Origin of the sequence: Streptacidiphilus jiangxiensis (assembly GCF_900109465.1) — a bacterium.
GTDB classification, from domain to species: domain Bacteria; phylum Actinomycetota; class Actinomycetes; order Streptomycetales; family Streptomycetaceae; genus Streptacidiphilus; species Streptacidiphilus jiangxiensis.
Genome location: NZ_FOAZ01000032.1, coordinates 12,161 through 39,075, shown reverse-complemented (window position 1 = coordinate 39,075; position 26,915 = coordinate 12,161). Strand labels below are relative to the sequence as shown.

Genomic DNA, 26,915 nt, shown 5'->3' with positions numbered 1-26,915 from the left:
CGAAGCAGGGCTAGGAACCGCGCCGGCTGCCGATCCGCAGGAGGTTGCCGCTGCGATCGACCAGGGCGAACTCCCGCATGCGGTAGTCGGTGTCGGTCACCGGCGTCAGTCGGCTGCCGGTGGTCGGCTCGGTCGGGACACCGATCCGGGCCCAGTCCTGATGCAGCGCGCCCGCGTCCCGGACCTGGAGGTAGCAGCTGCCGGCGGTGGCCAGGGGGTCCACCTCGGGGTCGTGACGGAAGTGGAGTTCCACCGTGCCGCGGACGACGATCAGGTAGCCGTCCGGCCCGTCCCAGCGACCACGGGGCTCGAAGCCCAGCCGGCCGTAGAACTCCAGCGTCTCGTCGAGGTCCCGGCTCGGGAGGATCGGGACCGCGTACTCGTCCATGCCACCACCCTAGGGCCTGCCGACGGGCTCCGGGGTTTCACCGCCATGGGTCGACCGGACGCGTCGATATCGCGTTGCCGGGCCCGAGCGTCGGGTGCTTGGGTGTTGCCGTGCTGTTCCAGGAGGAGCTGATCGGGCGTGTCCGCGCCGCGTGCGAGGCCGACGAGGGCCTGGACGCGGCCCTGATGTACGGATCGTTCGCCGCCGGGGAGGCGGACGAGCACAGCGACATCGAGTTCTGGCTGTTCTTCACCGAGCGGAGGCGTGCCGAGATCCACCCGCCGGCGTGGTGTGCCGGCATCGCGCCGACGCGCTACGGCCTGGTCAACGAGTTCGGCACTTATGTGGCGTTCTTCCCCGGTCTCGTGCGTGGTGAGTTCCACTTCGCGACCGTGGACGAGATCGCCGGTGTGGCGCAGTGGCCGGCGCGCGGTGCCGCGGTCGAGCGGATGCTGATGGTGGATCGCAGCGGAGCGCTGGCTCCGGTGCTCACCGGACTGCCGCAGCGCTACGAGCCGCCGGTCGACAGTCCCGAGACCATCGCGAAGTACTGCGACCCCTTCGTCAACTGGCTGGTGCTGGCGCACCATCTGGCGGCACGCGGTGAGGACCTGCGCGCGTGGGACGCGCTCGGGCACGCTCAGCGCCATCTGCTGTGGATGGCCCGCCTCGCCGAGGAGTCGACTGCGCACTGGTTGACTCCGTCGCGCGGAGCCGAGCGTGAGTTGTCGGCGCACACGGTGGCGGGGCTGAGGGCGGCCACGGCTCCCGCTTCGCCGCAGGAGCTGGTCGGGGCGCTGCGTGCGGCGTCGGGACTGGGCGGTCGCCTCTGGTCGGCGATCTCCGCCCGCCACGGGCGAACGGCCCCGACCGCGCTCTTCGCCGAGCTGGACGCCGCCCTCGAACGCCGTGCGGCCGACCAGGGCGGCAGCGCGGTCGCGTGACGCCCACCGGGCAGCTCAGTGGGGTGAGGGAGGCGGAGGAGGAAGGGCCGTCAGCCTCGGGGCGGCCTTCGGCCAGACCAGGAGGACGGGGCACGGGGCGTGGTCGACGACGAGGCGGGTGGCGTGGCCGAGGCCGTGCGGTCGGAGGCGGGTGATCACCCCCTACGCGGACTCGCGCACGACCAGGCGGCACGGCACCTGGACCCCCCCCGGCTGCGGGTTCTCGTCGATGGCGGCCAGCAGGCGCAGCGCCGCGACGCGGCCGATCTCCGTCAGGTCGACGTCGATGGTCGTCAGCGGGGGGCGGGCGGCCAGGGCCATGGTGTCCCAGTTGTCGTAGCCGACGACCGCGATCTCCTCCGGCACGCGGACGGCGCGCTCGCGCAGGGTGTCCGTCACGCCGCGCGCGATCTGGTCGTTGCCGCAGAAGAACGCGTCGGTGTCGGGCGCGGCCCGCAGCACCGCCTCGGCGGCGCGGCGCCCCCATGCCTCGCTCCAGTCCCCGAAGTGGACGCGCCCGGTGGAGAGTTCGAGTGAGGCCTCGTCGAGCAGCGTCCGGGTGTACCGGGCCCGGTCCTGCGCCGCCGCGTGGTGGCCGGGGCCGGTGACATGGGCGATCCGACTGCGGCCGATGGCCAGCAGGTGCTCGATCGCGAGGCGGCAGCCCTGGGCGTCGTCGGAGACGACGGAGATGTCCTCCGGGTCCATGGAGGGGGACAGGGCGTAGACGACGGGAACGCCGTCGTGGATGCCCGAGAGCGGCGGCCGGGGGTCGGTGCGGCGTCCGGTGACGATGATGCCGTCGACCCGCCGGTCCATCAGGTTGCGCAGGTGGTGCTGCTCGCGGATGGCGTCGCCGCGGGTGTCGCAGAGCAGGACGGAGATCTTGCCGGCCCCGAGCGCGTCCTCCGCGCCGAGCAGGACGGGCGTGCTGAAGCGGCCGATCCCGTCGGTCGTCATCAGCCCGACGGTCCAGCTGCGGCCCGAGTGCAGGCTCTGGGCCTGCTGGTTGGGACGGAAGTCGAGTGCGCGCACGGCGTCGAGGACTCGCTGGCGGGTCTCCGGGCGCATCCGGCCGGTGCCGCTGAGCGCCTTCGAGGCGGTGCCCACACTCACACCGGCGTGAGCGGCCACGTCGGTGAGGGTGGCTCTGACCTTCGGGGCGAGGTGGCTCGGCTTCGACACGCGCAATCCTTTTCTCATGCGGCTGTTCCGTCCATCGTGCCACCCTGCGCAGCCGCTTGCCCAGTCATCGGCGAACGAGAACTCACGTGGTGCGAAGTCTTGACGCTCCCTCAAGGGCGCCATACGTTTCGGGCTCGGAAAAGGTTTGCGCAGTTGCTCACGGCCTTGCACAACGGATCGTCATGAGCGCCGCCTTCGGCCCTAGCTGGGGAGTCCCATGTCCCGCACGCCCCCGTCCCGTCCATCGAGCGGCCCGGTCCGACTCGGGCCGCAGGCGCGCGCAGCGCTGTGGCCCGTCGTCGCGGCCGAGGTGACCTCGGGCTTCTGGCACGAGCGCCGCCGGGTCAACGCCCGGGTCGGCATCCCGCAGGGGCCGGCGCTGCTGGAGGCCGCGGGCAACCTGCACAACCTGCGCCTGGTCGCCGGGGCGACCGAGGGATCCTTCGTCGGCGACTACCCCTTCCAGGACACCGACGTCTACAAGTGGCTTGAGGCCGCCTCCTGGCAGCTCGCGCAGCTCACGGACGACCCTCAGGACGAGCTCGCCGCGGACGTGGAGCGGATCGTCGCCCTGGTCGCCGCCGCGCAGCAGGAGGACGGCTACCTCAACACCTGGTTCCAGTCCGGCAAGGGAGAGGGGCGCTACTCGGACCTGCGGTGGGGCCACGAGCTCTACTGCGCGGGCCACCTGATCCAGGCCGCCGTCGCCCACCACCGCGCCACCGGCCGCGAGGAACTGCTGGACGTGGCCCGCCGTTTCGCCGACCACATCGACGCGACCTTCGGGCCCGAGGGCAGCGGCAGGCCGCTGGACACCTTCGACGCGCACCCGGAGGTGGAGACCGCGCTCGTCGAGCTCCATCGGGAGACGGGCGAGCGGCGCTACCTGGACCTCGCCGCCTACTTCGTCGACCGCCACGGCCACGGCGCCCACCGCCACGAGGCCTACTGCCAGGACCGGGTGCCGCTGCGCGAGGCCGAGACCGTCGAGGGCCATGCCGTGCGGCAGCTCTACCTCCTCGCCGCGGCGGCGGACCTCGCCACCGAGACCGGAGAACCTGCGCTCATCGAGGCCTGCGTCCGGCTCTGGCACGCCATGGCGGCCACCAAGACGCACCTGACCGGCGGCGTCGGCGCCCATCACGACAAGGAGGACTTCGGCGACCCGTTCGAACTGCCCAACGAACGCGCCTACTGCGAGACCTGCGCCGCGATCGCGTCGATCCAGTTCGGCTGGCGCATGGCGCTGCTCACCGGCCAGGCCCGCTACAGCGACCTCGTCGAGCGCACCCTCTTCAACGGCTTCCTGGCCGGCATGTCGCTGGACGGCGAGAGCTGGCTCTACGTCAACCCGCTCCAGGTCCGCGACGGCTACGTGGACGCGGGCGGTGACCAGTCCTCCCGCCGCACCCGCTGGTTCCGCTGCGCCTGCTGCCCGCCGAATGTGATGCGGTTGCTCGGCAGCCTGGCGCACTACCTCGCCTCCACCGACGGTCGCGGCCTGCAACTGCACCAGTACGCCTCGGGGCGCTTCGAGGGGGAGGCGCACAGTCGGCCCATAGTTGTGAGCGTTAACACGGACTATCCGTGGCAGGGCCGCATCGAGATCACCGTCGAGCAGACCCCGACCCGGCCGTGGACACTGTCGCTGCGCGTCCCCCAGTGGTGCGGCCGGTACCGCCTCGCTCACGGCCACGACGGCCCGCCCGTCGAGAGCGCGGTCCTGGACGACGGCTGGCTGCGGGTCGAGCGCGCGTGGGCGCCGGGGGAGCGGGTGGTGCTGGACCTGGAGCTGCACCCGCGCCTGGTCGTCGCCGATCCGCGCGTGGATGCGGTGCGCGGCTGCGTCGCGATCGAGCGCGGTCCGCTGGTCCACTGCCTGGAGCAGGTGGACCACCCCGGCGGTGGCTTGGACGAGGTGACCGTGGACCTCGGGGTCCCGCTCGCCGTCAAGGAGCGCCCCGAACTGCTCGGCGGGGTCGTCACCGTCGTGGCGGGCGGACACCGCAGGCCGTTGCCCGCCACGGACTGGTGGCCCTACCGCCCCGCCGACGCAGCGGGCGCCACCGAGCCCGCCGACGCCGTCCACCCTGCCGCTGCGGACGGCTCGGCCGAGGCCACGACCGAGCCGGGTGCGGCGGACGCCGCGCTGCGCGGCGTCCCGCTGGAGCTGACGGCCGTTCCCTACTTCGCCTGGGCCAACCGCGGCTCCGGCTCGATGCGCGTCTGGCTGCCCACCGGCTGACCACGCCCCCGCCGCACCGCGCACGACTCCGATCGTCAACGACCCCGCCCACACCTTCAGATCGAGGCCGCCCACCATGAGACACCTGCCCCGTACCCTGCTCGCCGTCGCCCTGGCCGGTACCACGCTGGCCGCCGTCGCCGCCTGCTCCTCCGGATCCGGCTCGGCCGCCACCGCCGGTTCCGGCTCCGGCGCGGGAGGCACCTACACCTTCTGGGACCCCTACCCGCAGTTCGACACGGACTCCAACTGGGGACGCACCGTCACCGCCTGCGGCACCGCCGCCGGGGTCACCGTCAAGCGCACCGGTATGGACACCACCGACCTCGGGAACAAGGCGCTGCTCGCCGCGCAGCAGGGCAACGACCCGGACATCATGCTCGTCGACAACCCCGTGGTCTCCACCCTCGTCCAGGCCGGCATCCTCAACAAGACCAGCGACCTGGCCCTGGACACCACCGCCATCCAGAAGAACGTCATCGGCGCGGGCGTCGTCGACGGTTCCGCCTACGTCGTACCGATCGGCGCTAACACCCTCGCCCTCTACTACAACAAGAACGTCCTGAAGGCGGCAGGGGTCGACCCGGCGTCGATCAAGGACTGGGCGTCCCTCACCGCCGCCCTGCAGAAGGTCAAGGCCGCCGGCAAGAAGGGCATCACCTTCTCCGCGATCGGCACCGAGGAGGGCAGTTTCCAGTTCCTGCCCTGGTTCTGGGGCGCGGGCGGTGACCTGACCAAGCTGGACGACGCAAACGCGGTGGCCGCGCTGACCCTGTGGAAGAGCTGGGTCTCGCAGGGCCTGGCCCCCAACGACGTGCTGCAGAACACCCAGACCACCAGCTGGCAGGAGTTCGCCACCGGCGACTACGCCTTCGGCGAGAACGGCACCTGGCAGCTGGGCAACGCCGCCAAGGCGGGCTTCCCCTACGGCGTCATCAGCATCCCCGGCCGCAACGGCGGCTCCGCACCCGCGCCCACCGGCGGCGAGTTCGTCACGGTGCCCGTGCAGAAGGACAGCTCCCGCTACGCCACCGACAAGAAGATCGTCGAGTGCCTGATCAGCGCCCGGAACCTGCTGGCCACCGACACCACCCTCTCCTACGTCGCCCCGACCTCCGCCGTGCAGACGCAGCAGGTGCAGGCGAACCCGGCGCTGGGGCCCTGGGTGGCCGCGGTCGCCGCGGCACGTGGCCGCACCAGCGGCGGCCTCGGCACCAAGTACCCGGTCATCTCGCAGCAGCTGTGGACCGCCGTGCAGTCCGCCCTGTCCGGCGGCCAGAGCCCGCAGGCGGCGCTCGGCGCCGCACAGCAGGCCGTCGCCAACCACCAGGGCTGATCCCCACCCGCACCCCGATGCCGTCCCTGGACGCCTCCACCCGCAGCAAGGAGCACCCGTATGACCCTCGCCCGCGCCGACCGCCCACAGCGGTCACCGGCCGCGTCCAGGGCGACCGCGACCGCGACCGCCGCCGACGCCGGTGACGCCCGCCGCCGGCGCCTGCGCGGCCGGCTCACCTCCTGGGCCTTCGTCGCGCCCCTGATCGTCTATCTGGCCGCGTTCTACCTCTACCCGCTCTACCGCAACCTCGACCTGAGCCTGCACCACTACACCGTCCGTTCCTTCGTCGACGGCGACGCGCCCTTCTCGGGCCTCGACAACTTCCGGCAGGTGCTGGACGACCCGACGTTCTGGCCGGCGCTGCGCAACACGATGGTGTTCACCCTCGTCTCGATCGCGCTCCAGTACGGCGCCGGGCTCGGCCTCGCGGTCTTCTTCAACCGGCGCTTCCGGCTCTCCGGACTGCTGCGTGCGCTGTTCCTGATCCCCTGGCTGCTGCCGCTGATCGTCTCCTCGTCCACCTGGGCGTGGATGCTCAACAGTGAGTCGGGCGTGGTGAACTACGGCCTGCACCTGATCGGCGTCGCGCCGGTCGACTGGCTGACCTCGCCCGGTTGGGCGCTGAACTCCGTCATCCTCGCCAACATCTGGATCGGCATTCCGTTCAACCTGGTGATCCTGCACTCCGGTCTGCAGAACATCCCCGGCGAGCTCTACGAGGCCGCCGCACTGGACGGTGCGGGTGCCTGGCAGCAGTTCCGTCGGATCACCTTCCCGCTGCTGCGGCCCGTCTCCGCGATCGTGCTGCTGCTGGGCTTCGTCTACACGCTCAAGGTCTTCGACCTGATCTGGATCATGACCAAGGGCGGGCCTGGCGACTCCTCGAACACCCTGGCCACCTGGTCCTACCGCCTCGGCTTCGGCTCGCTGCTGCCGCAGTTCGGGCCCGGGGCGGCGGTCGGCAACATCCTCATCCTGATTGCCCTGGTCTTCGGGCTGCTCTACATCCGCGTCCAGAGGAGGCAGGAAGCATGACCACGCCCGCACGCCGCAGCACGGGAACCACGGTGATCGGCCTCGTGCTCACGGCGCTGATGCTCTTCCCCGTCTACTGGATGCTCAACGTCTCGCTCACCCCGCAGCAGGACATGCGCCGGACCCCGCCGGACCTGTTCCCGCTGCACCCCACCTTCGCGGGCTACCAGGCGGTCCTCCAGGACCAACTGCCCTACCTGCTCACCAGCCTTCTCATCGGCCTCGGCACGGTGGCCCTCACCCTGCTGATCTCCGCGCCCGCCGGTTACGCGCTGGCCAAGCTGCGCCCGCGCGGCGGGGGAGCGCTGTCGATCGTGCTGCTGGTCGCCCAGATGATCCCCGGCATCGTCATGGCCATGGGCTTCTACGGGATCTTCCTGGACCTCGGCCTGATGAACACCTGGTGGGGTCTGATCGTCGCCGACTCGACCATCGCCGTCCCCTTCGGGGTGATGATCTTCATCGCGTTCATGTCCGGCATCCCCGACGAGCTGACCGCCGCCGCCAAGGTGGACGGCGCCGGGACCTTCCGCACCTTCTGGTCGGTGATCCTCCCGGTCAGCCGCAACGCGCTCGTCACCGTCTCGCTGTTCGGCTTCCTGTGGGCCTGGTCCGACTTCGTCTTCGCCAACACCCTCGACAGCGGCGGCGACTGGCGACCGATCACGCTCGGCATCTACCGCTACATCGGCAACAACAACCAGGAGTGGAACGCCATCATGGCCACCGCCGTGGTCGCCTCCGTTCCGGCTGCGCTGCTGCTCGTTCTGGCCCAGCGCTACGTCGCCGCCGGCGTCACCGCGGGCGCCGTCAAGGACTGAGCCCCGCTCGTTCCGAACGCCCCTCACGCGCACCCCGAACGCCCCTCACACGCACCGCTCTGCTGTCCCACCCACCTCCCACCCGTCAGGAGAGCAACCGTGACCACCACCCCGGACCACCGGGCAGGGCGGCGAGCCGCCGCCCTGCTCGCCGCCTTCACCCTGGCCGCCGTGGCGACGCCGCTCGCCGCCGCCCCGGCCCAGGCCGCCCCCACCGCCTTGACCACCCTGGTCGTCAACGCCAACCAGACCCTGCGCGGCGTCACCCACGTCGCCTCGGGCAGCCTCTACGGGCTGGACACCGCGACCGTCCCGGCCGACAGCCTGGTCGAGCCGCTCAAGCCCAACACCTTCGTGCAGATGGCCCCCGGCGGCTCGCAGCTGCCCAACGGCGAGAGCGGACCCGGCGGCGACGCCCTCGTCGTCGCACCGGAGGCGGCGAAGGCCGGGGCCAAGGTCGTCGTGCGGATGCCCGACTGGTACCCGAACTTCCCCTACAAGTGGGTCAGCTGGAGCAACTGGCTCTCCGCCGTCGACACCCAGGTCGCCTCCGTGAAGTCCTCCGGCGCGACGAACATCGCCGCCTACGAGCTGTGGAACGAGCCCGACTGGACCTGGGACACCACCAACGCGGGCTCCTTCGACGCCGGGTGGGCCCGCACCTACCAGGAGGTGCGGTCGAAGGACGCTGCCACGCCGATCCAGGGCCCCAGCTATTCCGCCTGGAACCAGGGCTGGATGACCACCTTCCTCACCGACGCAAAGAACAGCGGAACCGTGCCCGACGTCGTCAGCTGGCACGAACTCGGGGGTGCCCAGAACATCGCCGCCGACGTCGCCGCCTACCGCGCTCTGGAGTCGAGCCTCGGGATCAGCCCGCGTCCGATCGCGATCGAGGAGTACGGGACGACCGGCGAGGTCGGCGTGCCCGGCGCGATGGTCGGCTACATCGCCAAGTTCGAGCGGGCGGGTGTCCACGACGCCGAGATGGCGTTCTGGAACCACTACGGCACCCTCGGCGACACCCTGACCGACACCGGCGCCGCACCCAACGGCGCGTACTGGCTCTACAAGTGGTACGGCGACATGAGCGGCAGCATGGTCGTCACCACGCCCCCGGCCCAGACCGGGATCGACGGCGCTGCGTCCGTCAACAGCGCGCGGAACCAGGTCAGCGTCGTCTTCGGCGGCGGCAGCGGCGCGACGGCCGTGACCGTCAACGGCCTGAACTCCCTCGCGGCCTTCGGCGGCACGGTGAACGTGAAACTCGAGTACACGCCGTCCCTCGGCCGCACGGCGGCGGTCTCCGGGCCGGTCACGATCTCGCAGACGACGTACACCGTCTCGAACGGATCCCTCACCGTGCCCGTCGCGATGAACCCCGCCTACGGCTACCACCTCGTCGTCACCCCGACCGGCGCGACCAGCTCGCTGGCCGGCCGCTACCAGATCACCAACCTCAACAGCGGCCAGGCGCTCGACACCCAGGGTTCAGGCACCGCCCAGGGCACGCTGGTCGACCAGGCGACCCCGAGCGGCAGCACCACCCAGAACTGGACCCTCGTCGCGGCGGGTTCCGGCCTCTACAAGCTGGTGAACCAGGCGAGCGGTCTGCTGCTCGGCGTCCAGAACATGAGCACCGGCGACGGCGGGGACGCGCTCATCTGGGGCGACAGCGGCACCGCCGACCACCTGTGGCAGCTGATCCCCGACGGCGCCGGTCACGACAAGATCGCCAACTACAACAGCGGCCTGCTCCTCGGCGTCACCGGCATGAGCACCAGCTCCGGCGCCCAGGTCCTCCAGTGGGACGACAACGGCACCGCCGACCACCTCTGGACCCTGACCGCCCGCTGAGACCCCACCCCGGGCACACCGGCGGGCGCGAGGCTCTCCCTCGCGCCCATCGGTGTGCGGGTTCTGGACGGGCCCTACCGGGCCGGCAGGAACCCGCCCCAGACCGCCACCGGGGAACCGGCCGAGGTCCGCACGTCCACCCGGTAGCCGTCGCCGCCCGCGTCACGCACGCCGACGGAGTGGTTGAACTGGGCGGCGAACTCGTACTGCCCGGCTGGCACGGTCAGGCCGGGTTTGAGCACCCAGCGGTAGACCAGCGCGCCGCCGACCTCCCGCACGGTGACGGTGAACTCGTCGACCGGCAGGGTGCGCCAGCTGCCCGTGCTCTGCACGCCGCCGGTCTGCGCGACGCGCAGCTCCAGCGTGAGCGAGGTGAGCGGCTGCTTGGTCCGCAGGACGAAGTCGCTCTGCGACCAGTAGACGGTGCTGTGCGGGTCCACCGAGCCTGCCGACCAGAGCGGTCCGGCCGCGGGCCGCGGACCGGTGGGCTGAGGCTGATGCCCGCCCCCGGCCGCGGTCGACGGCGTCGCGGGGGTGGTGGCGGAATCCGAGGGTGTCGGGCGGGGCATGGGCGACGGCGATTCGGTGGGCGTGGTGACGGTGGTCGACGGCGACGGGCCGTGCACGATGTCGGCGACGGCGAAGCCGCCGGTCGCCAGCAGGCCCGCCGTGGCCAGCCCGGCGAGGACGGTCCGCGGGCCCGACCTGGTGAAGGAACGGGTGCGGTGACGGACGACGGGACCGGCCAGGCCGCGCTCCGCGCGGGCCAGCATCCTCGCGCGGTCCGGCTGGTAGACCCGGGCGGACTCGCGCAGCTGCCGCTTGATCTCCTCGCTCACGAAACCCTCCTCCCTGCCACCAACACCTCGGCGGATCGTACGCCGAGTATGCGTTCCAGCTCGGCCAGCCCCTTCGAGGTCTGGCTCTTGACCGTACCGACCGATATGCCGAGCGCCATCGCGGTGTCCTTCTCCGACAGGTCGAAGGCGTGCCGCAGCACGACGCAGGCCCGTCTGCGGAACGGCAGCCGCGTCAGCGCGGTGCGCACGTCGAGCACGGCGGCCACGTCGGGTCCTTCCGTCCGCTCCGGGACGCGGGACCAGAAGAGCGTGATCCGCCGGCGCTCCCGGACCGTGCTCCGAACCCGTTCGCGGGCCATGTTGGCCACCACGCCGCGCGCGTAGGCGCGCGGGTGCTCGGCCGCGCGGAGTCGGTCCCAGTTCTGCCAGAGCGTGACCAGGGCGTCGGCGGCCAGGTCGTCGGCCGCATCCGCCTCGCCGGTCAGCAGGTGGGCGAAGCGCGCCAGTTCGGCGTAGTGGCGTTCGAAGAAGTCGTGGAACTCTGCGGACGCGTCGTCGGGGAGCATCTCCCTCGGTCGCCCTTTCTTGCCATGTGCGCGTTAACAACGCGTGAGGGTAGCAGCGGTCGTCAACGAGACCGGGCGGCTGGATGGCTGCCCGGTCAATGCCGGGCGAACTGGACGCCGGTCGGCTGCGCGACATCCGGCCGCAGCGCGATCCCGTCGACGGTCAGCTGCTGGCCGTAGATGTCGGTGATCCTGACCGGCCCGCCGCAGCCGCTGCCGTCGGCGGAGACGAAGTAGTCGTAGTCGGTGCGTGGGAGCCGACGCCAGCCGCCCGCCGTCCGGACCTCCAGCAGGGCGACCGGGTTCCGGTGACCGATCACCTGGATCGCGCACCACCACTGGGTGGAGCCGGTCTTGTACCGCAGGGAGAGCGGGCCGAGCGAGGCGGGGCTCAGCAGCGTCCAGGTGATCGGCAGACGGCCGACCCTGAGGTCGGCGAGGCGCGCGAACGCCTGCTGACTCAGGTCGAGTTGGCCGGGCGCGCAGGGCAGGGGGCACTCGTTCACGATCCGCACCGTCAGCGAGGCGCCGTTGGCGGCGTGCACGAGCACGTAGTCCCCGCAGGCCTTGGACGACTCGTAGTCGGTGTAGTTCATGGCCGCGACCATCAGGTCACTGGTCGGCCCGAACAGGCACGCGCCGTTGCCGTCCGCAGCGGCGTAGGCGGTGGCGACGCCGTGGTAGGCGACGCCGGGCTTGATCCGCCCGGCCAGGGGCGCCACCGCCGACCCGGCGAGCGAAGCGGCGCCGCCGGTCGCCGAGTGGGGTGAGGACACCGACGCCGAGGCGGTTCCGGTGTGCGGCGGCAGCGACGACGAGGCCACCGCCCCGGCGGCACCGGAAGCGGCCACCGGTGCGGTGCCGGGCAGGGCGCCCGTCCGGGCGGCCGCGAGGGCACGCCCTGCGTCGGTGGGACCGCCGTCCGGCAGGAAGGCCAGCACCAGGCAGGTCAGCACCCCGACCGCCAGCAACGCGGCCGGAACGCCCGTGGTCAACCCGCGTCCCTGCTCGCGTCCGTGTCGTGAATGCGGCGCGGCGCGCCTCGTTCCCCTCATGCCCATCCGTTCGTTCGCCCCTGTCGAGTCGGTGTTACCACCGCTTCGTTGCCGCCGGGCGCGGAAAGGTTGCCGACCCGCGCGAGGTTTTTCGCGCGGGCCGATCCAACGGAGTGGTCAGGAGGAGGTGCCGGTGACCGAGGTCCCGGACTTGGTCAGGTGGTAGGTATCGCTGGTGCCGCTCCAGAAGTGGAAGGTGAGCGTCACCGGCGCGCCGTCCTTGAGCGAGGTCAGGAACGCGGAGGTGAGGGTCAGTGCGCCGCCCGTGTAGTCGGGGGAGAAGGCGGTGCCGAACTCCTGGTAGGTGGTCCAGGAGGCGGGGCCGGCGCCGGTGCCGTCGGCGTAGGAGGCCTCCATGGTGGCGATCCGGTCGCCGTGGAACTGGGTGGGGATGGCGAGGGAGTCGCTGGTGCCGGTCGCGCCCGAGAGCGCCGGCGTGTCGTTGGTGATCACCTGAATCTGCCAGGGCAGGCCCCGGGAGAAGTGGACCTGGAGGGTGGAGTTGACGCCGTACGCCCCCGTGCCGGTCAACTTCGCGAGTTCGGCCGCGGTCAGGGTGAGCTGGTTGCCGGAGACGGCGTAGTCCCGGCCACGGACCAGGCGGGTGTCGTCCTGCCAGATGCTGAGGAAATCCGTCCCGTTGAGGTTCAGCGTGAGCGTCTGGGCGCTGACGGGACCGGACTTCGAGACGAAGACCTGGTCGGTGGAGGCGGTGCCGGACTCGGTGTGGTAGCTCGACTTGATCCAGGAGAACAGGGCCGGGTCGCGCCACTGCAGCGCGTTGCGGTCCAGGAAGTTGCCGTCGTCCCACAGCGCGGTGGTCACGTGGTCGAGGCGCGCCTGATAGGCCACCTCCTGGAAGTACTTGAGCATTTCGCCGCGCTCGACGATGCCGGAGTCGGGCTCGCTCAGCAGTCCGTACTCGCCGAGGTACACGGGGATGCCCTTGGAGGTGAAGATGTCCCGCATCCGGTTGAAGGCGTCGGTGAGGTCCTGCTGCGTCTGGGCATTGAAGGTGGTGTAGCCCGCGATGTTCACGCTGAACGGCCAGAAGCTGTAGTAGTGCACGGTGGCGACCAGGTCGGGGTCGTTCAGCGTCGCCATGTCGGCGGCCAGATGCTCCATGGAGGTCTGGTCCGGGCTGGAGCCGACGGGCGGAAGGATGAGCAGGCGGGTGGCGTTCCCGCCGCCCGACCGGCGCACGATGCTGTGGAAGGAGTTGTTCAACTCGTCCAGCAGCGACATCTTCTGGGCGTCGCCGGTGGCGCCCGTGAAGCCGGGCTCGTTGACGCTCTCGAAGAGCAGCCGGTCCGACTCGTTGCGGAAGGTCTCCGCGAGCTGCGTCCAGGTCGCGTCGAACCGGGCCAGCACCTGGTCGTGCTGGGTGGGCATGTTGGTGATCCACTGCCAGGAGTCGTGGTGGACGTTCATGTCCACGTACAGGCCGTCGGCCAGGGCGTAGTCGACGACCTGCTTGACCCGGGCCAGGTAGGTCGGGTCGATGGTGTACGGGGCGGTCGCCGACTGGCCGTTGCTCCAGGCGACGGGGATGCGGACGCTGCGGAAGCCCTGCGACTTGATGTAGTCGAACAGCGCCTTGGTCGCGGGCGGGTTGCCCCAGGAGGTCTCGTCGGGGATGGCGTCCAGGCTGTTGCCCATGTTCCAGCTGGGCTGCATCCGCGCGACGGTGTCCATGGCCCGGTTGTGGACCATCGGGGTCGCGTCGGTGGGGGTTGTGGGGGCCGTGCTGTCGACGGCGAAGGCCGTGCCGCCGATCGTGGCCGGGGCCAACAGGAGCAGAGCGGCGGTCGCGGCCAGGCTCGCCCCGCGTGCGCGGTGGCGTGCCACGGGCAGGTGGTGCGTCATGTCGTTGTCTGCCTTTCGCTGTCGGGTGCGGTGGGGATCAGCGCGACCGGTAGTCGCACCAGTCGAAGTGGACGGAGCCGGAGGCGGCGTACGGGCCGATCACGCGGCCGGTGAAGCCGCCGGCGACCTCCGTGGAGAGGTAGCGGCCTTCTAGTTCGGCGAGCACGGTGAAGGTGCCGTCCGGCGCCTCGACGCCGAAGGAGAGCAGGTCGGGGCCGGTGCGCGCGTCGCGCGGCTGCAGTGGGGCGATGTCGACGCCGAGGACCACCGCACCGGTGGGCACCGGTCGGGAGGCCACCTCCGTGCGCAGCGGACCGATGCGGGCGAAGACCGTGACCTCGCCCGGGCCCGCCTCGATCTCGTAGTGGTGGCTCTCGTCCAGCCGGACGGCCAGGCCGCCACGCCCGTCGGACGGGTCGACCAGCGTGCGCGCCTCGCAGGCCAGGTGCTGCTGGCGGCGGCCCACGAAGACCGCGTCCGGCTCGTCGAGGGAGCTGCCGGCAGCGTGGAGGGTCAGCCAGCCGGGCCGCTCCTTGGTCGAGCACAGCTCGACCGGACGCTGCCGCACGGAGATCCAGCGCGGGTGCAGCTCGGGCTGGTCGAAGTCGTCGCGTGCGGGAACGGCTGGGGCGGGTTGGAGCGGCCAGGTGGGCGCGGCGATCTCGGGGGTGAGCTCGCCGACGACGGGCCAGCCGTCCACCCAGGTGACCGGTGCGAGGAAGGTCTCGCGGCCCAGCACATGCCAGCCGGGGGTGCCGCCGCCCGGTCGCACGCCCAGCAGCACCAGCCACCACGAGCCGTCGGGGCCCTGCACGAGATCCGCGTGGCCGGTGTTCTGGACGGGACGGTCGGTGCTGCGGTGCGTCAGGATCGGGTTGGCCGGGCATGGCTCGAAAGGGCCGGTGGGCGTGAGGCCGCGGGCGACGGACACGCCGTGGCCGCGCTCGGTGCCGCCCTCGGCGATCAGCAGATACCAGTAGTCGCCGATCCGGTAGAGGTGCGGCGCCTCCGGGGCCAGCGCGCCCGGCGTGCCGGACCACAGGCGGTGCGCCGGCCCGAGGGCCTCGCCGGTGTGCGGGTCGATGGGGAGTTGGGAGATCCCGGCGACGGTGACCCAGCAGGTGCCGTCCTCGTCCCAGGCGAGGTCGGGATCGATGCCGGGGACGTCAGGCAGCCGGATCGGATCCGACCAGGGCCCGGTCGGGTCGGTGGCCGTGAAGAGCATGTTGCCGCCGTCGCCCACGTTCGTGACGATCAGCCAGAAGCGGCCGCCGTGGTGACGCAGCGTGGGGGCGTAGATCCCGGCCGAGGACGGCATGTCGAGCGGCAGTCGCAGCTGGCTCGGCCGGTCGAGGGCGTTGCCGAGCTGCGTCCAGCGCACCAGGTCCCGGCTGTGGAAGACGGGGATGCCGGGGAAGTACTCGAAGCTGGAGCAGACGAGGTAGTAGTCGTCGCCGACCCGGCACACGCTGGGGTCGGGATGGAAGCCGGGGATGACGGGATTGGCGACGGTGTCGCTCTTCGGGTGCTGCGCTGACATGCGGTCAGTTCCTTTCCTTTGCGAGGAGGGGGTGGTGGTGCCACGGCGCTCCTGGGGTCGCGGCCGGGGCACCACCGGTCCTGGGGCTCAGCCGATCGCGCAGGCCGCCGACACCGACACGCCGGTCACAGCGGCCGCGGGCGGTGGCGGTGGCGGTGGCGGTGAGCGTGCCGAGTGCCGCGAGCGACAGGGTCGCAGCGACGGCGGTCATGCGCTGACGCAGTGTGAGCGCTCTCATGCGTGCGCCTCCGGGTGGGAAGGGCGAGGGATGGCGATCAGCGGCAGAGCTGGAGGGAGGTCGGAGGACCAAGCGGCTCAGCGAGCGCGCAGGACCGCGCAGCCGCCGGGCGGCAGCGCGCTCACCGGGCCGTCGGTCAGCAGGTCGTGCAGGGGCTGCGGCAGCTGTGCGGGCTCGGCGCCGTGGTTCATGACCACGTGCCAGCGGCGGCCGTCCGCCGCGTGCCGGGTGACGGCTTCGACGCCCGGCGGCAGTCCGGGCAGCTCGGGCCGGACACCGGTGGCATCGAGCAGCCGGGCGACCAGCGCGGCGTGGTCGGTGTCGTCGAGGCGGGCGGAAAGGTACCAGCCCTGGCCGGCGCCGAAACTGTGGCGGGTGAGCGCGGGGGTGCCCGCGAGCAGGCCGTGGGTGTAGGAGGCGATCGTCTCGGCGCCCTCGGCGCGCAGCGACTCACTCCACGCCGTGGCGTGCGAGCCGTCGGACAGCGTGATCCGCTCCTCCCGCCGCAGCGGGCGGTACTCCTCGACGCGGATGCCGAGGGCCTCGCGCAACGGCGCGGCCGGGTAGCCGCCGAGGCGGGCGTGCAGGCGGTCGTCGACGTAGCCCGTCGCGTGCTGGACGAACAGCGTGCCGCCGCCCTCGACGTAGCGGCGCAGGTTGACGGCGCCAGCGTCGGAGAGCAGGAAGAGCGCCGGGGCGACCACGAGGCGGTAGCGGCCGAGTTCCTGCTCCGGATGGGCGAAGTCCGTGGTGACGCCCGCGTCCCACAGGGCGCGGTGGGCGCGGCGCAGCGCCGCGTGGTAGTCGAGTTCGGCCGAGGGCAGGCCGTCGACGTCCAGCGCCCACCAGGCGTCGGAGTCGTGCAGCACCGCCACCTCGGCCCGCACCGTGGAGCCGGCGAGCTCACCGAGGCGGCCGACGGCCGCACCGGTCCGGGCGACCTCGCGGAAGGTACGGCTGTCCGGTCCGGCGTGCGGCACCATCGCCGAGTGCCAGGTCTCCGCACCGGCCCGCGACTGGCGCCACTGGAAGAACAGTGCGCCCTCGGAGCCGCGAGCGATGTGGCCGAGCGAGTGCCGCAGGATCTCGCCGGGCTCCTTGCCGAGCGTGCGGTCCCCGGCGTAGACGGTGTTGGTGCCCTGCTCCATCAGCAGCCAGGGCGCACCGCCCGCGAAGGAGCGGGCGCGGTCGGCGCCGAAGGCGGTGTCGGCGGCGGCGTCCACGCCCGGAGCGGTCGGGTAGTGGTCGATGCTGACGAGGTCGACCTCGCGACCGAAATCCCACAGGTCCAGGTTCTGGTAGCCGGGCAGCATCAGATTCGTCGTCACCGGCCGGTCACTGTGGGCGCGGATGGCGTCGCGCTGCTCGCGGTAGGCGGCGAGGGTCTCGTCGGACCAGAAGCGCCGGAAGTCGAGTGCCTGCCCGGGGTTCTTGTGCCACTGCGTGGCGCGTGGCGGCAGGACCTGCTCCCAGGAGGTGTACCGCTGGCTCCAGAACGCCGTTCCCCAGGCCTCGTTGAGGGCGTCGAGCGAACCGTGCCGGGCCCGCAGCCAGACCCGGAAGGCAGCTGCGGTCCGGTCGCACCAGCACAGCGTCACGTACTCGTTGTGCACGTGCCACAGCACCACTGCCGGATGGTCGCCGTAGCGCTCGGCCAGGACGCTCGCGAGGCCGCGGGCAGCGTCGCGGTAGGCGGGGGCGGCCAGGCAGTAGGTGTCGCGGCTGCCGTGCGTCAGCCGCGTGCCGTCGGGGCCGACCGGCAGGGCGTCCGGGTGGGCGAGGGTGAACCACGGGGGCGGGGAGGCGGTCGGCGTGGCCAGGTCGACGGCGACGCCGTTGGTGTGCAGGCGGTCCAGGTGGGCGTCGAGCCAGGCGAAGTCGTAGCGGCCCTCCTCCGGCTCCAGCAAGGCCCAGGAGAAGACGCCGACCGTGGCCAGGTTGACCCCGGCCCGGCGCATCAGCTCGTCGTCCTGCTTCCAGACCTCCTCGTCCCACTGCTCCGGGTTGTAGTCACCGCCGAAGGCGAGGCCGCCGAGGCGGTCTGTCAGGCGACGGGTCGTCATGGGGACTCCTTGGATGGAGGCGTCAATGGTCGGTGCGCCGACGCGGCGCGGGCGCCGTGCTCTCGCGGACCACCAGGTCCGGCGAGAGCAGCAGCAGCCCGTCCTCCGGCTGCGGGGCGCCGTCGGCGGCTGCGGAGATCCTGGCCATGACCTGCTCGACGGCGACCGAGCCGAGCTCGTTCGGCGGGCCCGTGACGGCCGTGAGCCGGGGCGCGTACTGCTCCGCCAGCTGGTCGGGGCAGATGGCCATGACCGAGGCGTCCTCGGGGACGGTCCGCCCGGTTGCGCGCAGCAGGCTCAGCAGCGGGCCGATCGCTCCCTCGTTCTGCACCACGAACCCCGTGGTCGCCGGGCGGTCGGAGAGGATGCGGGCCAGGGTGCCCGCCGTGCTTTCGTAGGTGCCCTCGCACGGGCGGTGCAGGAAGCGCAGGTCGCGCTGTTCCGCCTGGTCGCGGAAGCCGTTCAGGGTCCGCTCGGCGTAGCCGGCGTGGCGTTGGTAGACGCCGGCGGCGTAGCCGATGAACGCGACGTCGCGGTGGCCGAGGTCGGCCAGGTGGTCGGCGCAGAGGGCGCCCGCCGCGGCGAAGTCGTGGTCGACGCAGGACAGGCCGTGCGGGTCGTCGGGGATGCCGATGAGGGCCGCGGGGATGCCCTGGGCGCGCAGGACCGGGACGCGGTCGTCGTCGAGGCGGACGTCCATGAGGATCACCCCGTCGGCCAGGCCGCTGCCGGCGACCCGGCGCACGCCCTCGGGGCCCTCGTCGTTGGTGATGAGCAGGACGTCGTAGCCGTACTGACGGGCCGCCATGGTGACGGCGATGGCGATCTCCATCATCGTGGGCACGTACACGTTGGTGTGCAGGGGCACCACCAGGGCGATGATGTGCGAGCGCTTGCCCGCCAGTGCGCGGGCACCGGCGTTGGGGTGGTAGCCGAGCTCCGTGATGGCCTGCTCGATCCGCTGCCGGGTCTCGCCCGAGATCGAGCGCTTGCCGCTGAGCGCGTAGCTCACCGTGCTCGACGAGACGCCTGCGTGCTTGGCCACGTCGGCAATGGTCGCCATCTGTGCTTCCTTCGGGTCGGTTCGGGCTGGGGGAGCGGTTCCTTCTCTGTCACGCGGCGGGGATTCGCGCGGGAACCGCTCCCGGTCAGTGTGGACCGTCCGTCGACGGCGGTCCGCGTCAGCCCTTGATCGCGCCGGTGAGGACACCGGTGCGGAAGTGCTTCTGCACGAACGGGTAGACGATCAGCAGCGGCACCAGCGTGAGCACCACCACCGCCATCTGCAGGGACAGCGGCGCGGTCTGGGCGTGAGTGTTGCCGAAGCCGGCGTTGATCGAACCCGGCAGCCCGACTCCGCGGTTCACGTAGGTGAGCAGCACGTACTGCAGCGGCCACTTCTGGCTGTCCGTCGGCATGTAGAGCATGACGTTGAAGAACGAGTTCCAGTAGCCCACGGCGTAGAACAGTGCGATCACCGCGGTCACCGCCCGCGAGGTGGGCAGCACGACCGACCACAGGATGCGCCAGTCGCCCGCGCCGTCCATCCGCGCGGCGTCGATCAGCTCGGCTGAGGTCTCGCTGTAGAAGGACCGCAGGATCAGGATGTTGAAGACCGAGACGCAGCCCGGAAGGATCAGCGCCCACCACTGGTCGTAGCCGCCGAGGCCGGTGACCACCAGGAAGGTGGGGATGAGCCCGCCGCTGACGAACATCGTGATGATCAGCAGCACCAGGACGAAGCGGTGGCCCAGCGAGCGCGGTCGCGAGAGGCCGTAGGCGCACAGGACCGAGACCACCATGGAGACCGCCGTGCCGACCCCGGTGATGGCGAGGCTCACCAGCAGGGAGGTGCTCACGGTCGGGTCGCCCAGCATCTCCCGGTAGGCCTCGGTGGTCAGCCCGTCCGGCCAGACCACCAGACCGCCGGCGCGGTTGATCGCGCCCGGCGTGGAGAAGCTGGTCACCACGATGATCCACAGAGGCACCAGGACCACGGCCAGCATGCCGCCGAGGGTCAGTCCTTTGGCCGCCTGGCCGACGGTGGTCGGCGGCTCCTGCCACGGCGGGCGCGCCGACCGCGTCCTGTGCCGGGGGACTGATGCCGTCGTGCTGCGCTCGCGTGCTTTGCGTCCGATGGTGAGTGTGTTCGTCATCCGCGGTACAACCCGTCCTCTCCGAAGGCGTGCGCCAGCCTGTTCGCACCCCAGATGAGCAGCAGCGAGATCACGCTCTTGAAGAGCCCGGCCGCCGCGCCGTAGCTGTAGTTGCCGGTGGCGATGCCGTAGTAGAAGGAGAAGGTGTCGAGCACGTCCGCCGCGTCGTGGCCGACGGCGTCGCGCTGGATCAGGAACTGCTCGAATCCGACCGACAGCGCGTTGCCCAGGCGCAGCACCAGCATGAGCACGACGACGCCGCGCATCCCTGGCAGGGTGATGTGCCACATCCGCCGGAACCGGCCGGCCCCGTCCACCGCGGCGGCCTCGTAGAGCTCCTGGTTGATGCCGGCGAGGGCGGCCAGGAAGACGATGATCCCCCAGCCCGCCTCCTTCCACACCGCCTGGGAGGTGACCAGCAGCGCGAAGGTGTGCGGGTTGGTCATGATGTCCCAGGTGCCCATGTTGTGCTGGCGCAGGAACTGGTTGAGCGCGCCGGCGCCGCCGAGCATCTGCTGGAAGACCGTGATGGTCAGCACCCACGAGAAGAAGTGGGGCAGGTAGGCCACCGACTGGATGAAGTTGCGCAGTCGTTCGCTCAGCACCGAGTTGAGCAGCAGCGCCAGCGCGACGGGGACCGGGAAGAACAGGATCAGCTGGACGAAGCTGAGGTAGAGCGTGTTCTTCATCGACTCCCAGAACAGCGGGTCCGAGAAGAGCTGCCGGAACTGGTCGAAGCCGACCCAGTCGCTGTGCCAGACGCCGACGAGCGGGTCGTAGTCCTGGAAGGCGGTGGCGAGGCCGAACAGTGGCAGGTAGTTGAAGGCCAGCAGCAGGACGACGGCGGGAACCGTCATCAGGATCAAGGACTTGTCACGGCGCAGCCTGATCCGCCAGTTCAGCCGCGGGGGGCGTCGGGCCCTCTCGGCCCGCGCGGTGCTCACTGGCCCGTGCCGTGCTTGTCGAGGACGTTGGTGGTCATCCACTGGGTGAGCCGGTCGCCGCCGCCGTTGGACTTCCAGGTGGCGATGGCGGCCTGCACGTCGGACACCTTCTTCTTGCCGTGGTAGCAGTCCTTGATGGTGTCCTCGACGGCCTGCGCGGCGTTGGCGGTCGCCATCTCCTGCGGCATGGTGATGTTCATGCCCCAGAAGAGGGGCTTCGTCAGGGTCTTGACGTTCGCGGCCTGCCAGGCGGCGTAGTCCTTGGTGACGATGTCGGCCCCGGGGTTGCTGATCACGGAGGGGGAGGAGGCGAGGAACGCGTAGGTGGTCGGCTGCGCGTCCTTCTTGCCCTCGTCGGTGAAGGTCGGCACGCCGTTCTGCCGGGTGTGGTGCACGCCCTCCACGCCGAAGTTCACCATCGTGTACTCGGCCGAACCGTAGGGCGCGGCCAGGTAGTTGGCGACCGAGAGCAGCTCCTCGATCTGGCCGGGCTTCAGGTTGGCGTTCAGGTAGCTGAGGATGCTCGTGGAGGCGCCCATGTAGAACTGGGGCGTGCTCTTGCCGTCGGCCGAGAAGGCGTTGAACGAGCCGCGGCGGTAGTTCTTGTTCGCGGCGGTGCCGGACTGGTAGTCGGCGAGGTTCCAGGCGCCGGTTCCGCCGCCGGCGATCAGCACCTTGCCGGCGTAGAAGCGGGTGCTCGCGTCGGCTGCGTTGCCGGCCAACGCGTCCGGGTGCATGTAACCGGAGTTGGCCAGCCGGTAGTGCCAGTCCAGGGCCTCGAGGAACTCGGGGGTCTCGTACTTGTAGACCAGCTTGCCGCCGTCCAGCCGCCAGTTCAGCGGGGCGCCGAAGAACGTGAAGAGGTAGGTCCACACGTCGTCGAAGGCCCACACACCGCTTTTGGCGTCGGTCAGTTCCTTGCCGAGGCTCATCAGGTCGGCCGCGGAGGTCACCTGGTCGGCGGTGATGCCATGCGAGTCGAGAATGTCGCGGCGGTGGAAGGTGGTGCCCGCGATCGCGAAGCCGGTGGAGAAGGAGGGGATTCCGTAGATCTTGTCGTCCCACGCGCCGACCCGCCACGCGGCCGTGGGTATCGCGGCCAGGTTGGGGTACTTCTTGATGTTGTCGCCGGACAGGTACGGCGTCAGGTCCGCGAGCTGCGTGCCGGCCAGCTCGCCCACGTTGAAGTTCGGGTCCCACCAGGACGGCAGCTGGATCCAGTCGGGCAGCTTCTTGGCGGCCGTCATGGTGGGGATGATCGTGGCGTAGTTGTTCCCGTCCGCCGGCTTGACGGTCAGATTGACGCCGAGGGCCTTGTTCATGGCCTGGTAGAAGGAGTTGCCGACCGGCGGCACGGTGCCCCACAGCGGCGTGACCGCGGTGTAGCTGCCACCCTTGCCCGGCACGCCCGAGACGGTGGCGACGGGGTTGGCCGGGTAGCTCAGGAAGCCGGGATCGGTGGCCGCGTCCGGGCCCCCCGCCACGGACGGGAGGTCGGCCTTGAGAGCGGTGCTGGGGACGTAGGCCGGCAGTGCGGACTTGAGGCCCTGGGCCGTGTTCGCGCCCGTCCTGTGCTGTGAGCCGCCGCCGCAGGCGGACAGAAGCGGGGTCATCGCGGTGGCTCCCGCGATCGAGACGGCGGCGCTCACGAACGCTCTGCGGTTCAACGCTGTGCTCATGGTGGGGCGGCCCCTTCTCCGGCGACGATGAAGTGTCGAAGCGCTTGGATGTTGCGGCGAGACTAACGACGCGTTACAGGTTCGGCAAGGCCCTGAACAAATCAAAAACTCGTTGGTACTGGGGCTGTTGACAGGTCGTCGGCCGCGTGTCAGCGTCGATGCGCTTCGACTTGAAGTTTCGGACCCCACCTGCCCGAAGGATCTGCCACGTGAGTTCCCCGTCCGTGTCCGCAACCGACCGGCTTCCGTTCCGCGATCCGGCGCTGCCGCTGCGCAAGCGCGTCGACGACCTGCTCGAACGGCTCACTCCCGACGAGCGGATCGCGATGCTGCACCAGTACGCGCCGGCCGTCCTGCGGCTCGGTCTCGCGGCGTTCCGCACCGGGTCCGAGGCCCTGCACGGCGTCGCCTGGCTCGGCGAGGCGACGGTCTTCCCGCAGGCCGTGGGGCTCGGTGCGACCTGGGACGAGGAGCTGGTCCGGCAGGTCGGTGAGGCCACCTCGGTCGAGCTGCGCGCCTTCCACCACCACCGCGAGCCGCTGACGGCCCCCGGGCGCGGACCGATCAGCCTCCAGGCCTGGGCGCCGGTGCTGAACCTGCTGCGCGACCCGCGCTGGGGCCGTAACGAGGAGGGCTACGCCGAGGACCCGGTGCACACCGCCCGCCTCGGCGAGGCCTTCTGCCGCGGCCTGGCCGGGGACCACCCCGACCACCTGCGGGCCGCGCCCGTCCTCAAGCACTTCCTCGCCTACAACAACGAGGACGACCGCTGCACCACCTCCTCCGGTGTGCGACCGCGCGTGCTGCACGAGTACGACCTTGCGGCCTTCCGCCCCGTCGTCGCCTCCGGTGCCGCCACCGGCGCGATGGCCGCCTACAACCTGGTCAACGGCCGCCCTTGTCACGTCTCCCCGCTCATCGAGACGGAGCTGCGCCGCTGGGCCGGGCCCACCGGGCACGAGCTCTTCGTCGTCAGCGACGCCGAGGCCCCCTCCAACCTGGTCGACCCCGAGCACTACTTCGACGACCATGCCGAGTCCCATGCCGCCGCGCTCAAGGCGGGCATCGACAGCTTCACCGACCATGGCGAGGACAGCGCCACTCCCGTCGGCCGGCTGCGCGAGGCACGCGAACGCGGCCTGATCGACGAGACCGACATCGACCGCGCCGTCCGCCGCCAGCTCGAACTGCGCTTCCGGCTCGGCGAGTTCGACCCCGACCTGGACCCGTATGCCGGCATCGGCCCCGAGGTGATCGGCTGCCCCGAGCACCGCGCCCTCGCCCGCCGGGCGGCGACGGAGTCCGTGGTGCTGCTCAAGAACACCGGCCTGCTGCCGCTCGACCCCGCCCGCACGCCACGCGTCGCCGTCATCGGACCGCTCGCGGGGATGCTGTGTGAGGACTGGTACAGCGCCACCCTCCCGTACCAGGTCACCGTCGCGGCCGGGCTCGGCGCGGCACTCGGCGCTCACGGAGGCGAGGTGGTCCAGGAGGAGGGCACCGACCGGATCGCACTGCGTTCGCGCACCAGCGGGGAACTGCTCGGAAAGACGGCGTTCGACGTCGTCGACTGGGGACGCTCCATGCTGACCCTGCGCGACGCCGACACCGGCCGCTACCTCAGCCTCAAGGACGACGGTTCCCTCGTCGCCGACCGGGAAGTGCTCAAGACCTGGGACGTGCACGAGACCTTCCGGCTGGAGCCCGCCGAGGACGGCACCGTGCTGCTGCGCTCCGTGCTGACCGGCCGCTACGCCGCCGTCGACCCCGTCGACGGCCGGGCCGCTGTCACCGCCGAGACCCCGGAGACGGCCGAGCGCTGGCAGCGCGAACTGCTGCGCGACGGCGCGGCCGAGGCGCGGGCGGCGGCAGAGGCCGCCGACGTCGCGGTCGTCGTGCTGGGCAACCACCCGATGGTCAACGGACGCGAGACCGAGGACCGCGTCGACACCGCGCTGCCCGCCGGGCAGGAGGCACTGCTGCGCGAGGTCGCCGCCGTCCGCCCGGAGACGGCGCTCGTGGTGATGAGCAGCTACCCCTACGCCCTCGACTGGGCCGACGAGCACCTGCCCGCGGTGGTGTGGACCTCCCACGGCGGGCAGGAGACAGGCCACGCCTTGTCCGACGTCCTGCTGGGCGCGGCCGAGCCGGCCGGCCGCCTGCCGCAGACCTGGTACCGGGGCGAGGACCCGCTGCCCGACGCACTCGACTACGACATCATCCAGGCCGGCTGGACCTACCAGTACCACCGAGCCGCCCCGCTCTACCCCTACGGCCACGGCCTGTCCTACACCGCCTTCACCCACCGCGACCTGCGGCTCTCGCGGGACTCGATCGCGGCCGGCGGATCGGTCGACGTCACTGTCACGCTCGCCAACTCCGGTGCGCGGACCGGCAGCGAGATCGTCCAGCTCTACGTCCGCGCGCTCGACGCCCGCTACGAGGCGCCCCGGCTGCGCCTGGCCGACTTCCGCAAGGTGCGCCTGGAAGCCGGCGAGAGCCGGGAGCTGACCTTCGAGCTCCCCGCAGAGCGGCTCACCCACTGGGACGTGGCCACCGGGACGTTCACCGTCGACCCCGGCGCCTACGAGATCCTGGTCGCCCGTTCCGCCGAATACGTCGTCCTGACCGCACCGCTCACGGTGACCGGGACGGCCCCCCAGCCCCGCGTGGTCGTCGACCGTCGAACCCTGACCGTCGACTTCGACGACCACGCGGCCCTCACCCTCGTCGACGTGAACCGCGTCGGCGGTGACGCCGTCACCCCGGCCGATCCCGACCGGCCCGCGACGCTGCTGTTCCGCTCCGTCGACCTGACCGGCGCGGCCCGTGTCGATGTCGAGGTGGCCCGTGCGGACGGCGACGCGGGCGAGGCGCGCCTAGAGATCCGCGCCGGAGAGCGGGAGCTCACCCGGTTCGCGGTGCCCGTGACCGGCGACCACTACGCATGGACCACCGTGGGCGCGGAGCTGCCCGGAGCGGAGGACGGAGTCCACGACCTGACCCTCGTCCTGCACGGAGCCTTCCGGCTTGCGGCGTTCCGCTTCGGTTCCTCCCGCACCACCGACTGACCGCCACCACTGGACCGGCGGCGGCCCGCCTTGAGGGTGGCGGGCCGCCGCCTCCGCACACGCCCCCACCTGAACTCGGAGACAGCCCATGCCGCTGACGGACTTCGGCGCCGACGAACTCGCCCACTACCGACCGGAGTCGCCCGCCCCGCACGACTTCGACGCCTTCTGGCAGGGCACCCTCGACGAGGCCCGCGCGCAGGGGGGCGCGGTGAAGGGCGAACGCGTCACCGACCGGTACCGGCTGTACACCGTCGAGGTCGACGACGTGCGCTTCCCCGGCTGGAACGGCGAGCCGGTGGCCGCCTGGTTGCTGCGCCCGCAGGGAGCCGAAGGGCTGCTGCCGGTCGTTGTCACCTACATCGGTTACAGCGGTGGACGCGGCCTGCCCACCGAACACCTCTTCTGGTCCGCGGCCGGCTACGCCCAACTCGTCGTCGACAGCCGCGGCCAGGGCCACGACACCCCGGACCGGCCCCAGGGCGACGGCACACAGTGGGTCGAGGGCTTCATGACGCGCGGCATCGACTCACCCGAGAACCACTACTACCGGCGCCTGATCACCGACTGCGCGCGGGCGGTGGACGCCGTCGCGGAGCTGCCCGGCCTCGACGCCGACCGGATCGTGGTGACCGGCGGCAGCCAGGGCGGCGGACTGGCCCTCGCCGTCGCGGGACTGCTCGGGGAGCGGGTGGCTGCAGTGATGCCCGACGTGCCGTTCCTGTGCCACTTCCGTCGCGCGGTCCAGATCGCCGGGGAGGGCCCCTACCCGGAGATCGTCAACTACCTGCGCTGGCACAGCCGCGACAAGGTCGAGCAGACCTTCGCCACCCTCGACTACGTCGACGGCGTCCACTTCGCCCAGCGGGCCACCGCACCGGTCCTGTTCAGCGTCGCCCTGATGGACCCCGTCTGCCCGGCGTCCACGGTCTACGCCGCATTCAACCACTACGCGGGCGAGGACCGGACCATGACCGTCTGGCCCTTCGCCGACCACGGCGGCGGCTGCGGCTCCACGCCGCCCACCCAACTGGAGTGGCTCGCCGAGCGCGGGCTGACTCCTCGGCCCTGACACCAGCCGCTCTCCTCCGAACCGAAGAACCGCCCCTGATCACCGCGCACC

21 protein-coding genes and 1 pseudogene are annotated in these 26,915 nt (G+C 71.4%); 8 read left to right on the top strand and 14 right to left on the bottom strand.

Going from position 1 to position 26,915, the window contains the following annotated elements; genetic code table 11:
- Positions 1–10: 10 nt before the first annotated feature.
- Positions 11–388: a bleomycin resistance protein gene (locus BMY61_RS38415; protein ID WP_042452819.1), complete on the bottom strand. Its 378-nt coding sequence runs from the start codon at positions 386–388 to the stop codon at positions 11–13.
- 98 nt (positions 389–486) lie between these two features.
- Between BMY61_RS38415 and BMY61_RS38410 the strand changes: the two genes are divergently transcribed.
- Entirely contained in the window at positions 487–1,332 is an 846-nt protein-coding gene (locus tag BMY61_RS38410) for a nucleotidyltransferase domain-containing protein (RefSeq protein ID WP_143094727.1), read from the top strand.
- Between the two features lie 15 nt (positions 1,333–1,347).
- Here BMY61_RS38410 and BMY61_RS48135 read toward each other — a convergent pair.
- Both BMY61_RS48135 and BMY61_RS38400 read right to left on the bottom strand, forming a co-directional pair.
- Positions 1,348–1,482 (bottom strand): annotated as a pseudogene (locus BMY61_RS48135) (universal stress protein); the annotation flags it as partial.
- Positions 1,483–1,494: 12 nt separating this feature from the next.
- Positions 1,495–2,517 carry a LacI family DNA-binding transcriptional regulator gene (locus BMY61_RS38400; RefSeq protein WP_042452822.1) on the bottom strand — a complete coding sequence of 341 codons (1,023 nt, stop codon included), beginning with the start codon at positions 2,515–2,517 and terminating at the stop codon, positions 1,495–1,497.
- Between the two features lie 217 nt (positions 2,518–2,734).
- Here BMY61_RS38400 and BMY61_RS38395 point away from each other — a divergent pair, with 217 nt between their 5' ends.
- The 5 genes from BMY61_RS38395 to BMY61_RS38375 all read left to right on the top strand — a co-directional run bounded on the left by BMY61_RS38395 (position 2,735) and on the right by BMY61_RS38375 (position 9,814).
- On the top strand, positions 2,735–4,762 hold the full coding sequence (locus BMY61_RS38395) for a glycoside hydrolase family 127 protein (RefSeq protein ID WP_042452825.1): 2,028 nt from the start codon (positions 2,735–2,737) through the stop codon (positions 4,760–4,762).
- A 76-nt stretch (positions 4,763–4,838) separates the two neighbouring features.
- The gene (locus BMY61_RS38390; protein ID WP_052439029.1) at positions 4,839–6,098 is read left to right on the top strand and encodes a sugar ABC transporter substrate-binding protein; all 1,260 of its coding nucleotides are present in this window, start codon (positions 4,839–4,841) and stop codon (positions 6,096–6,098) included.
- Positions 6,099–6,158: 60 nt separating this feature from the next.
- Entirely contained in the window at positions 6,159–7,136 is a 978-nt protein-coding gene (locus BMY61_RS38385) for a carbohydrate ABC transporter permease (protein WP_042452828.1), read from the top strand.
- Complete coding sequence (locus BMY61_RS38380; protein ID WP_042452830.1) at positions 7,133–7,957, top strand: carbohydrate ABC transporter permease; 825 nt, start codon at positions 7,133–7,135, stop codon at positions 7,955–7,957. Before BMY61_RS38385 ends, BMY61_RS38380 begins: the two co-directional genes overlap by 4 nt.
- A gap of 99 nt (positions 7,958–8,056) precedes the next feature.
- Complete coding sequence (locus tag BMY61_RS38375) at positions 8,057–9,814, top strand: RICIN domain-containing protein (protein ID WP_042452832.1); 1,758 nt, start codon at positions 8,057–8,059, stop codon at positions 9,812–9,814.
- Positions 9,815–9,888: 74 nt separating this feature from the next.
- Here the strand turns inward: BMY61_RS38375 and BMY61_RS38370 are convergent, their stop codons facing one another.
- The 11 genes from BMY61_RS38370 to BMY61_RS38320 form a co-directional block, all read right to left on the bottom strand.
- Positions 9,889–10,653: a hypothetical protein gene (locus tag BMY61_RS38370; RefSeq protein WP_042452834.1), complete on the bottom strand. Its 765-nt coding sequence runs from the start codon at positions 10,651–10,653 to the stop codon at positions 9,889–9,891.
- Complete coding sequence (locus BMY61_RS38365; protein WP_042452838.1) at positions 10,650–11,180, bottom strand: SigE family RNA polymerase sigma factor; 531 nt, start codon at positions 11,178–11,180, stop codon at positions 10,650–10,652. The genes BMY61_RS38370 and BMY61_RS38365 overlap by 4 nt, the downstream gene beginning before the upstream one ends.
- 95 nt (positions 11,181–11,275) lie before the next feature.
- Positions 11,276–12,175, bottom strand: coding sequence for an expansin EXLX1 family cellulose-binding protein (locus BMY61_RS38360; protein WP_236656305.1), 900 nt, complete (start codon positions 12,173–12,175; stop codon positions 11,276–11,278).
- 177 nt (positions 12,176–12,352) lie between these two features.
- On the bottom strand, positions 12,353–14,101 hold the full coding sequence (locus BMY61_RS38355) for a cellulase family glycosylhydrolase (protein WP_042452843.1): 1,749 nt from the start codon (positions 14,099–14,101) through the stop codon (positions 12,353–12,355).
- A 37-nt stretch (positions 14,102–14,138) separates the two neighbouring features.
- Complete coding sequence (locus tag BMY61_RS38350) at positions 14,139–15,641, bottom strand: glycoside hydrolase family 43 protein (RefSeq protein ID WP_042452845.1); 1,503 nt, start codon at positions 15,639–15,641, stop codon at positions 14,139–14,141.
- A gap of 4 nt (positions 15,642–15,645) precedes the next feature.
- Positions 15,646–15,852, bottom strand: a complete 207-nt coding sequence (locus BMY61_RS38345) for a hypothetical protein (RefSeq protein ID WP_042452847.1) — start codon at positions 15,850–15,852, stop codon at positions 15,646–15,648.
- 104 nt (positions 15,853–15,956) lie between these two features.
- Positions 15,957–17,942 (bottom strand): beta-galactosidase, encoded by a 1,986-nt coding sequence (locus BMY61_RS38340; RefSeq protein WP_042452849.1) that lies wholly within the window; start codon positions 17,940–17,942, stop codon positions 15,957–15,959.
- 22 nt (positions 17,943–17,964) lie between these two features.
- A complete protein-coding gene (locus BMY61_RS38335) occupies positions 17,965–19,005 on the bottom strand; it encodes a LacI family DNA-binding transcriptional regulator (protein ID WP_042452854.1) in 1,041 nt (346 codons plus the stop codon).
- Between the two features lie 118 nt (positions 19,006–19,123).
- Positions 19,124–20,098, bottom strand: a complete 975-nt coding sequence (locus BMY61_RS38330) for a carbohydrate ABC transporter permease (protein ID WP_052439030.1) — start codon at positions 20,096–20,098, stop codon at positions 19,124–19,126.
- Positions 20,095–20,955 carry an ABC transporter permease subunit gene (locus BMY61_RS38325; protein WP_082015298.1) on the bottom strand — a complete coding sequence of 287 codons (861 nt, stop codon included), beginning with the start codon at positions 20,953–20,955 and terminating at the stop codon, positions 20,095–20,097. The genes BMY61_RS38330 and BMY61_RS38325 overlap by 4 nt, the downstream gene beginning before the upstream one ends.
- 83 nt (positions 20,956–21,038) lie before the next feature.
- Positions 21,039–22,721, bottom strand: coding sequence for a type 2 periplasmic-binding domain-containing protein (locus tag BMY61_RS38320; RefSeq protein ID WP_042452861.1), 1,683 nt, complete (start codon positions 22,719–22,721; stop codon positions 21,039–21,041).
- A 158-nt stretch (positions 22,722–22,879) separates the two neighbouring features.
- Between BMY61_RS38320 and BMY61_RS38315 the strand changes: the two genes are divergently transcribed.
- Both BMY61_RS38315 and BMY61_RS38310 read left to right on the top strand, forming a co-directional pair.
- Positions 22,880–25,792: a glycoside hydrolase family 3 protein gene (locus BMY61_RS38315; protein WP_169791876.1), complete on the top strand. Its 2,913-nt coding sequence runs from the start codon at positions 22,880–22,882 to the stop codon at positions 25,790–25,792.
- An 88-nt stretch (positions 25,793–25,880) separates the two neighbouring features.
- Complete coding sequence (locus BMY61_RS38310; RefSeq protein ID WP_042452866.1) at positions 25,881–26,864, top strand: acetylxylan esterase; 984 nt, start codon at positions 25,881–25,883, stop codon at positions 26,862–26,864.
- The last annotated feature ends 51 nt before the right edge of the window (positions 26,865–26,915 follow it).